11 protein-coding genes are annotated in these 7,714 nt (G+C 51.0%); 1 reads left to right on the top strand and 10 read right to left on the bottom strand.

The genetic code is table 11. From position 1 onward, the window contains the following. Positions 1–200: 200 nt before the first annotated feature. The 4 genes from glnA to FD07_RS09485 form a co-directional block, all read right to left on the bottom strand. Entirely contained in the window at positions 201–1,541 is a 1,341-nt protein-coding gene (glnA, locus tag FD07_RS09500) for a type I glutamate--ammonia ligase (RefSeq protein WP_020090027.1), read from the bottom strand. 44 nt (positions 1,542–1,585) lie between these two features. After that, complete coding sequence (locus FD07_RS09495) at positions 1,586–1,969, bottom strand: MerR family transcriptional regulator (RefSeq protein ID WP_020090028.1); 384 nt, start codon at positions 1,967–1,969, stop codon at positions 1,586–1,588. A gap of 125 nt (positions 1,970–2,094) precedes the next feature. Continuing rightward, the gene (gene miaA / locus FD07_RS09490; protein ID WP_020090029.1) at positions 2,095–3,012 is read right to left on the bottom strand and encodes a tRNA (adenosine(37)-N6)-dimethylallyltransferase MiaA; all 918 of its coding nucleotides are present in this window, start codon (positions 3,010–3,012) and stop codon (positions 2,095–2,097) included. After that, positions 2,997–3,782 carry a glycerophosphodiester phosphodiesterase gene (locus FD07_RS09485; RefSeq protein ID WP_051089614.1) on the bottom strand — a complete coding sequence of 262 codons (786 nt, stop codon included), beginning with the start codon at positions 3,780–3,782 and terminating at the stop codon, positions 2,997–2,999. Before FD07_RS09485 ends, miaA begins: the two co-directional genes overlap by 16 nt. A 137-nt stretch (positions 3,783–3,919) precedes the next feature. Here FD07_RS09485 and FD07_RS12175 point away from each other — a divergent pair, with 137 nt between their 5' ends. Further along, the gene (locus tag FD07_RS12175) at positions 3,920–4,096 is read left to right on the top strand and encodes a DUF3042 family protein (RefSeq protein WP_020090031.1); all 177 of its coding nucleotides are present in this window, start codon (positions 3,920–3,922) and stop codon (positions 4,094–4,096) included. Between the two features lie 442 nt (positions 4,097–4,538). Here the strand turns inward: FD07_RS12175 and FD07_RS09475 are convergent, their stop codons facing one another. Genes FD07_RS09475 through rpmG form a run of 6 tightly spaced genes read right to left on the bottom strand, consistent with a single transcriptional unit; the run spans position 4,539 to position 7,690 of the window. Continuing rightward, complete coding sequence (locus FD07_RS09475) at positions 4,539–4,952, bottom strand: rhodanese-like domain-containing protein (RefSeq protein ID WP_020090033.1); 414 nt, start codon at positions 4,950–4,952, stop codon at positions 4,539–4,541. Positions 4,953–4,985: 33 nt separating this feature from the next. Beyond that, complete coding sequence (locus FD07_RS09470) at positions 4,986–5,957, bottom strand: ROK family glucokinase (RefSeq protein ID WP_020090034.1); 972 nt, start codon at positions 5,955–5,957, stop codon at positions 4,986–4,988. A gap of 3 nt (positions 5,958–5,960) precedes the next feature. Beyond that, positions 5,961–6,191: a YqgQ family protein gene (locus tag FD07_RS09465; protein WP_020090035.1), complete on the bottom strand. Its 231-nt coding sequence runs from the start codon at positions 6,189–6,191 to the stop codon at positions 5,961–5,963. A 42-nt stretch (positions 6,192–6,233) separates the two neighbouring features. Beyond that, positions 6,234–6,905, bottom strand: coding sequence for a rhomboid family intramembrane serine protease (locus tag FD07_RS09460; protein ID WP_033388960.1), 672 nt, complete (start codon positions 6,903–6,905; stop codon positions 6,234–6,236). Between the two features lie 24 nt (positions 6,906–6,929). Next, positions 6,930–7,481 (bottom strand): 5-formyltetrahydrofolate cyclo-ligase, encoded by a 552-nt coding sequence (locus FD07_RS09455; protein ID WP_020090037.1) that lies wholly within the window; start codon positions 7,479–7,481, stop codon positions 6,930–6,932. Positions 7,482–7,540: 59 nt separating this feature from the next. Further along, on the bottom strand, positions 7,541–7,690 hold the full coding sequence (gene rpmG, locus FD07_RS12170) for a 50S ribosomal protein L33 (protein WP_011667723.1): 150 nt from the start codon (positions 7,688–7,690) through the stop codon (positions 7,541–7,543). Between the last annotated feature and the right edge of the window lie 24 nt (positions 7,691–7,714).

Below are 7,714 nucleotides of genomic sequence, written 5' to 3'. Positions count from 1 at the left end.
ACCAACAACAGTTGACATAGAACCGCAAAAAAGCTGTTGTCCCAGACATAGGTCCAGGGCAACAGCTTTATCAAGCAATTTAAAATGGATTATTTGCATTGCGTATGCGAGATTCTACCACGCAAATTGCGCGGATGAACAGTTATCTTAACCTTTGGCAGCCAAAGGCGACAGCTTTCATCCCTCAGTTAAGCTTCAGTTTAGTACAGTTCCAGGTACTGATCGCGTTCCCATTGGGAAACTTGCGTCCGGTAAGAGTTGTATTCCAAGTTCTTAGCTTCCATGAAGCTCTGGAACAAGTGGTGGCCCATGGCGTTACGCATCACTTCATCAGCGGCTAAGTCCTTCAACGCATTGTGCAGCGTATCTGGCAAGTTGGTGATGTGGTTTTCCTGACGCTCTTCAGCATCCATCCGGTAAATGTTCCGGTCAATGGCCTCACGTGGTGCCAATTGGTTCCGTAAACCATCCAAGCCGGCTTCCAGAACGGCAGCGATGGCCAGATATGGGTTAGCTGCTGGGTCCACACTCCGGAGTTCCAAACGGGTGGACAAGCCACGAGAGTTTGGTACTCGGATCAGTGGTGACCGGTTAGAACCGGACCAAGCAACGTAGACAGGGGCTTCGTAGCCGGGAACCAACCGCTTGTAACTGTTGACGATTGGGTTGCAGATGGCGGTAAAGCTCCGCGCATGCTTCAACAGCCCGCCTAAGAAGTGGAAGGCATCTTCTGACAGTTGCATGTTGCCCTTTTCATCGAAGAAGGCGTTGCCCTTGTCGTGGAAGAGAGACATGTTCAAATGCATCCCGGAACCGTTGATGCCGGCCAAAGGCTTTGGCATGAACGTGGCGTACAGCCCGTACTTCCGGGCAATGGTCTTCACAACCAGCTTGAACGTTTGAATGTTGTCAGCGGCGGTCAAAGCATCGGCATATTTGAAGTCAATTTCATGCTGGCCGGGAGCCACTTCATGGTGGGCGGCTTCAACATCGAAGCCCATTTCTTCCAGAGTCAAGACGATTTCACGCCGACAATTTTCACCCAAGTCCATTGGGGCCATATCGAAGTAACTCCCCTTGTCGTTGAGTTCCGTCGTTGGCTTGCCGTTTTCATCCATCTTGAACAGGAAGAATTCAGGTTCCGGTCCGATATTAAAGTCGGTGAAGCCAGCCTTACGCATGTCATTTAAGACACGGATCAGGTTGTTCCGTGGGTCGCCTTCAAAAGGCTTGCCATCCGTGGTATAAACTTCACAAATAACGCGTGCAATCTTGCCACGTTCCGTGCTCCAAGGGAAGATCATCCAAGTTGAAAGGTCAGGGTACAGGTACATATCACTTTCTTCGATCCGCACAAAGCCATCGATCGATGAACCATCAAACATCAGCTTGTTATCGAGCAACTTGCCTAATTGACTGATGGGCACCTCAACGTTTTTGATTGTCCCGAATAAGTCGGTAAACATTAACCGTAAAAATTTAACGTTTTCGTCCTTTGCCATCTGGCGAATATCATCTTTGGAATAGTCCCGTTTTGCCATTTAAATCGCTCCCTGTCAGTTTTTGTTTCTCCAAAATATCGTGGTTAAAGAGGCCGTTGTTGCAGCCCTGGTTCCGGATGGCCCAGACCACCTTGCCGAATGAATTCATCCTGCAAGATGCGGCGCACGTCCTCATCGGTCAACGGTTGCTGTTGCGCATCCCGTTTGGCCTGGGCCGCGGCCTGTTGCTGGTCGTAAATGGCTTTGATTCCCGCCACGTTAACACCATCCGCGAGGTAATCACGAATCTCAAGTAAACGGTCAATATCATTTAACGAGTACAACCGCCGATTACCATCGCTCCGTTCGGGAGAAATCAACCCTTGAGACTCATAATAGCGAATCTGCCGGGCCGTTAAGCTCGTCAGCTTCATCACGGTTCCCATTGGCAACACGGCCATTGACCGTCGTAACTCTTTCTCCTTCATGCGATTGGCCCCCTTTAACTATGAGGCTATCATACCACCCTGTGACGGGGAGTCAAGAACTTATGTCATGTTTTATGACATGAAAACTGATTTTTAAAAATTCTTTAGTTAATTTCTAGACCAAATTAAGCTTTTAACCAGTCCGAGACCTGTGCTTCAATGGTTGGCCGCTGTTCGGGGTGCTGGACCAAATCATACCAAGTGGCGGTCGTTTGGTTACGGAACCAGGTCAATTGCCGCTTTGCGTAGTGCCGAGAGTCCTGTTTGACCTGATCGATGGCCGCTGGAATCCGTTCCGGTTGGTCGAGAACCGGCAGTAACTCTCGATAGCCGATCCCGGTAGCTGCTGGGAGATCAGTCCCTCCCTGACTGGCCAACCATCGGACCTCATCCACGAGCCCCCCCTGTGCCATCAGATCGACTCGCTGATTGATCCGGTCGTACAGCAGGTTGCGGTCCGTGTTCAACGCCAGGTAAAGCTCATCGTACTGGGGTCCCCCGTTCTCCTGATGGGAGAAGAGCTGCCCAGTGACTGTGATAACCTCCAGTGCCCGCACCGTCCGGCGAATGTTGGTCACCGGAATTTTGGCAGCGGCCTGGGAATCCTTGGCAGCCAACTGTTGCCACAGGTACTCGGCTCCCTTCTCCTGAGCAATTGCCCGGAAGTGATCACGTACGGCTGGGTCTCCCGGTGCCTCGGCTCCGAGCTTCAAGCCATCGAATAGGGCTTGCAAATAAAAGCCGGTTCCGCCCGCAATGATCGGCAAGTGGCCCCGCGCCGTGATAGCCGGAATCAATGCCTGGGCAGCCGCCACGAACTGTGCTACCGTGAATTGTTGATCAACGTCTTTGACGTCGATCAGATGGTGCGTCGCCTGTGCTTGTTCTGCCGGCGTGGCCTTGGCCGTCCCGATGTCGAGGTGGCGGTAAACCTGCATGGAATCTCCGGAGATGATCTCCCCGTTAAATTTTTGCGCAAGGTCAATGGCCAGCGCGGTTTTACCCACGGCAGTCGGCCCCACGATTGCTAAGACTTTTTCCATGAATCGAATTCTCCTTGTATTTGCTGGCGCAAGCGAACGGCCTGTGCCGGATAGTCGGTAATGATGCCCGCAAAATGGTGCTTGAAGCAGTAGGTCATGTCAGCCGCTGAATTGACCGTCCACGGTCGTAATTGCACGTGTGGTAGCCAGAAACGGTGGGCCTTGACCCAACGGATATCCGGATGGAGGTCCGCCACCTGATGCCGCCGCTGCATTTGTTTGGCCTGGCGCCCGGCCGTCTGAAAGAGCTTGGCGTATTCGGCTTGCGGATACAAGGCCTTTAGGGTCAGTAACGACTGTGCCCGGAAGCTCGAAAATACTAGACGAAACGGAACATCCCATTGCTTAAAATATGTCGCCAGTTGCCGTTCAATCCCCGGATAAGGAAACTTGTTGGTTTTCAATTCCAGATTAAATATCCCGGTAAATTGATTCAAGTCGAGCAGCTGAATCACCTCGTCCAGTGTTGGAATCCGCGTCCCAGCAAATTCCGTTGCGAAGTGACTCCCAGCATCCAACTGCTTGAGCTGCGCCAGTGTCAAGTCCCTGATATTTCCCGTTCCGTCGGTCGTCCGGTCAACCTGTTCGTCGTGCATAATCACCATCTGACCGTCCTTAGACAGTTGGACATCGGTCTCAATACCGTCAGCGCCAGCGTCTAACGCGGCCTGAAACGCAACCAAGGTGTTTTCCGGCCGTGTCCCCTTACTTCCCCTGTGGGCCAGAATTTGGGTTCCTTGCCGTTTGAACAATACCGCCACTCCTTTCATTGTTTTTCCTAAAGCTAGCGTATCACAAAACCCGCGACTTTTTCGACTGGATTCAGCTAATTGCTGGCTATTTCAGGACAAAACCAGCATAATGGAAGCGGATAACTAATTTATTAAAAATGATAGGAGTCGATACTATGAAGCATTTCACTAAGGGCTTTCTCTTTGGCGTAGTCGCTACGGCCAGTGCCGTTGCCGGCGCTGTCTTCTCTTTCAAAAAAAAGGTCGTTCAACCAATCGAAGATCAGGAATCACGGTTTGAAGAAAACCGCAAACGAGCCAACCGGAAGAGCCATTCAGCTCACCACGGTTAGTTTGCAAGGAACCTGGGATGTTTATTCCGGGTTCCTTTTTATTTGCTCTCTGAATCAAGTGCGGACCCACGTGAAGACAATGAAGCCTCTGTAGGCTTACTGCCAATAGCTTAATTTATAATCAAGACAATTGGTTACGGCTGAGAATTATCCTAGCCGGAGGAGGCCAGTAACGTAGCCGNCGGCTGAGAATTATCCTAGCCGGAGGAGGCCAGTAACGTAGCCGGCCGTGTCGATGACCTTGGCTGACGTTCTCCGTCAGGTTAGGTCATGGGGCGAGCTTGGAGACGTACGGTTTTTACGGCTTCAAGCCGAGGTTCAAGACCGCTTTTTGGCTTGGACCGCCCCCCACAGCAGGCGGAGTTGCTGGCATCCGCAGGCGACCATTTTCAGACATTTCAAAAAAGGACCCGCGGCAAAAATGCCGTAGGTCCTTACTTGTTTAGTACTTCGTCTTCTTAGTCTTACCTTCCCAACGCACGTAACCAGTCTTCAAGATAAAGATCTGGTCAAAACCATCTTTACCTAACATGATTGCGGCCCGCGTGCTAATGGTCTTCCCTTGGTCGTATAAGTAGACCGGGAGATCCTTACGGAGTTGGCTGTGATAAGCCTTGAACGTTGAGTAAGGGAAATTGCGCGCCCCCAAAATGTGTCCCGCGTCAAAGTCCTTCTTTTCGCGTAAGTCAACGACTTGAGCCGTCCGAATACCAGCTTCAAATGTTTCGGCGTCGATCAACTTTGCGACCCGGTTACGCCGGATGATCGTTGTCAACTGCCAGCCGCCCCACACGGCAATAAGAATGATGAGGACAATCGTATAAACTGTCCATCCTGAGATTGCACCAATAACCAAAACGAAATCTTCCTTCCTAATCCTCTAAATCTTTTAGTTTGTTTTTTGGAACCGTAATGCTAATGAAGCGGCCCCGATGACCCCGGCGTCATTTCCGAGTTGTGCTAACCGCAGCTTGGTTGAATCCCGAACTGCTGGGAAGGCATTTTCTTGGAAGTAACGGGTCGTCGGTTGTAACAACGTGTTACCAGCGTTGGAGACCCCACCACCGATGATGATGTTGGCTGGGTTCAAGATGTTGGCAACGTTAGCCAAAGCTAAGCCTAAGTAGAATGTGACCCGGTCAACGACTTGGTTGGCCAGAATGTCCCCGTTGTCAGCCAAATAGAAGACCATCTTGGACGTCACGCTTTCCTGATTGTCTTCCATTTCCTTCAAACGTGACGTGCCCATGAAGTCCTTAGCCATGTCAGAGGCCACGTGAACGACCCCGGTTGCTGAAGCGTATTGTTCCAAGCAACCGCGCTTACCACAAGTACACAGGTAACCGTTTGGTTGCACCGTGACGTGACCGAGTTCACCGGCCCCACCATTGATACCGTGCAACAGGTGACCACCGGCGATGACCCCACCGCCGACACCAGTTCCTAAAGTGACGAAGACGACATCTGCGTCCTTTTCACCGGCACCCTTCCAGTATTCACCCAGGGATGCCACGTTGGCATCGTTGTCGAGGATGAATTGCAGGCCGATCCCCGCTTGAATCTGGTCACGAACTTGTTGACGCTTCTTCCAGTTTAAGTTGAAGGCCCCGATAACCGTGCCGTTTTCAATGTCGACTGAACCGGGCGTCCCCATCCCGATACCGATAAAGTCATTTTTACTAAATACTGAGTTGGTGATATGTTGATTGATCGAATCGATAATATTGGGAACGATGTGGCTACCTTCGTCTGAGATATCCGTGGGAATGCTCCACTTTGCCAGAATTTCTCCAGCGGTGGAGAGGAATGCCATCTTTGTCGTAGTCCCGCCTAAATCGATTCCAATTAAATTCCGTGCCATACTCTAAATCCCTCCAATGGATTGGTGTTGATCTCTTGCATGTTGTACTTCAATGCGGTGTTCATGTGTGAGAACCACCTTAGCCGCCACAAAGGTCTTGTCGTCGACCACCCGTGCTTTACGGAGGTGATCCAATTCCAATGCCATGACTTCGATGTCCCAAAGACGTTTGCCCACGTAGACATAAATACCAAATTTTTTAAGTAGCTGCTGAACATCATATAACGTTTTCATTGTGCCACAACCTCCGTGAAATTGCACGGGACATTTTCGCTTCTACTGCGCCATGCCGTGCATATACAGCCAGACCAATCCACCAATCAAGACGATAGTTGCTACAACGCGTTTAACTACGCTAACCTTACCAATTCTAGGAACACCTAATGAATACGCTACCAAAAAGCCGGCAGCCAGTCCACCAATATGCCCTGCTAAATCAATTCCTGGCGCGAATAAATCAAAGATAATGTTCATCACCACGAAGGCCAAGAAGGTCTGTGCGAGCTGACGAATCACGGGATTCTGCCAGAAAGATTCCCCAAGCATCATGAAGGCCCCAAACAAGCCGAAGATGGCCGTACTGGCCCCCGCTGATAAACTATTCGAGAAACAGAAGCTAGCGACGTTACCGCCGACCCCAGACACCAAAAACAGGGCCAGGAACCGCGTGTGACCGAATGCTGCTTCAATCTGAATCCCCACGAAGTACAGTGTGATCATGTTCATCAGAATATGCGTAAACCCGATGTGCAGGAACATTGGCGTAAAGAGCCGCCACCATTCTCCCTGTTGGATCAACGGGTTCAGCTTCGCCCCGAAAGTAATCAAGACGTTAGCACTGGTGCTGCCGCCGTCCAACGTCATGGCACCGTAAACCAGAACCATGATGGCGATAAGGCCGACCGTCATGAACGGGTATTGATTGAGCCGATTAAGCCGATACTTCATTTGCGCCACGATGCCGCTTCCCTTCTATTTTAAATTAGCGGCTAGTACCGCGTCCAATAATATGTCAAAGGAATCAACCTGCCAAGTCGGCGCAGCAATCTGCTGAGCGGGTAAGGCCAAGGCGACCTTAGTCCCCGTTGTCTTAGGCAGATAACGGTCATAGTAGCCGCCACCAAAGCCAACGCGCTCACCACTGGCCGCAAAGACCAAGCCGGGCACAATGATCAGGTCGAAATCGGCCGGATCAATAATGCGATTATCTTGCGGCTCCATCAGGCCAAATTTGGTCCGGGCCAACGTGGTGGTCTCATCCATCACGTGAAAAGCCATTTGGCGCTTGGGTAGGGTCTGCGGGACTGCCACCGTCTTGCCATCAGCCTGAGCGCGTTCAATAATCGGCCGCGTGGCGAGCTCAAAGCCCCCGCTAATCGTTGTGGCAATCGTTGTTGCCTGCTGATAGGCTGGTAACGCCCACAACTGCTGATAGAGGTCATCAGACGCCCGTCGTCGATCGACCACGGCCATTGCGGACAGGGCCTTAATCGTTTGTTGCCGAATCTCTGCTTTACTTGGCATCATTTACCCCCTTGATTCATTCGATGTATAAAAAAAGGGTCGGACTCTCGCCCGTACCCTTACTTAGTTTCGCGATGCAAAGTTACTTTCCGGTCACGTGGGCAGTACTTCTTAAATTCAACACGATCCGGGTTATTACGCCGGTTCTTGCTGGATAAGTAGTTGCGTTCGTGGCATTCAGTACATTCTAAAGTGATGTGTACACGCATTATGGGTAACCTCCCAACTTGTTC

This window comes from Levilactobacillus parabrevis ATCC 53295 (genome assembly GCF_001434055.1).
Taxonomy (GTDB): domain Bacteria; phylum Bacillota; class Bacilli; order Lactobacillales; family Lactobacillaceae; genus Levilactobacillus; species Levilactobacillus parabrevis.
This window is presented reverse-complemented; position numbering and strand designations above follow the sequence as displayed.

Coding starts and splice junctions, on each gene's coding strand:
- glnA (WP_020090027.1), bottom strand. CDS start 1,541: ATGGCAAAACGGGACTATTCCAAAGATGATATTCGCCAGATGGCAAAG.
- FD07_RS09495 (WP_020090028.1), bottom strand. CDS start 1,969: ATGAAGGAGAAAGAGTTACGACGGTCAATGGCCGTGTTGCCAATGGGA.
- miaA (WP_020090029.1), bottom strand. CDS start 3,012: ATGGAAAAAGTCTTAGCAATCGTGGGGCCGACTGCCGTGGGTAAAACC.
- FD07_RS09485 (WP_051089614.1), bottom strand. CDS start 3,782: ATGAAAGGAGTGGCGGTATTGTTCAAACGGCAAGGAACCCAAATTCTG.
- FD07_RS12175 (WP_020090031.1), top strand. CDS start 3,920: ATGAAGCATTTCACTAAGGGCTTTCTCTTTGGCGTAGTCGCTACGGCC.
- FD07_RS09470 (WP_020090034.1), bottom strand. CDS start 5,957: ATGGCACGGAATTTAATTGGAATCGATTTAGGCGGGACTACGACAAAG.
- FD07_RS09465 (WP_020090035.1), bottom strand. CDS start 6,191: ATGAAAACGTTATATGATGTTCAGCAGCTACTTAAAAAATTTGGTATT.
- FD07_RS09460 (WP_033388960.1), bottom strand. CDS start 6,905: ATGAAGTATCGGCTTAATCGGCTCAATCAATACCCGTTCATGACGGTC.
- FD07_RS09455 (WP_020090037.1), bottom strand. CDS start 7,481: ATGCCAAGTAAAGCAGAGATTCGGCAACAAACGATTAAGGCCCTGTCC.
- rpmG (WP_011667723.1), bottom strand. CDS start 7,690: ATGCGTGTACACATCACTTTAGAATGTACTGAATGCCACGAACGCAAC.